This is a genomic window from Staphylococcus sp. EG-SA-2, from assembly GCF_017152085.1.
On the sequence record NZ_JACYHC010000077.1, the window covers coordinates 1 to 562 of the forward strand.

At 38.3% G+C, this 562-nt stretch carries 1 protein-coding gene; it reads left to right on the plus strand.

The features are described from left to right. Positions 1 to 562 (plus strand): zinc-binding dehydrogenase (locus IDG60_RS00635; protein WP_206160365.1); only part of this gene is annotated, 562 nt, incomplete at both ends.

Consider the following 562-nt stretch of genomic DNA (forward strand, 5'->3'; position numbering starts at 1 on the left):
GGTGATACTGTTGTGGTTTCAGCTGCATCTGGTGCTGTAGGTTCAGTTGTAGGTCAAATTGCTAAGATTAAAGGTTGCCGTGTAGTAGGTATTGCGGGTGGCGACAAAAAAGTAAATTATTTAACAGAGACACTGGGCTTTGACGCTGGTATTGATTATAAGAAAGAGGATTTTGCAGAAGCGTTAGCACAAGCAGTACCAGATGGTATTGATGTTTATTTTGAAAATGTTGGTGGTACAGTTGGCGATGAAGTATTTAAGCATTTAAATCGTTTTGCACGTGTACCAGTATGCGGCGCAATTTCGTCATATAATCATCCTGAAGCAGATATCGGACCACGTATTCAAGGTACGCTTATTAAGAAGCAAGTAATGATGAGAGGCTTCTTAGTAAGTGAATTCGCTAATGCTTTTAAAGAAGCTAGTGAACAGCTCGCAACATGGGTTCAAGAAGGTAAAATTCAGTCACAAGTAACCATTGAAGATGGTTTTGAAAATGCGCCACATGCATTTAAAAATTTATTTACTGGCGATAACTTTGGTAAACAAGTTATTAAAGTAA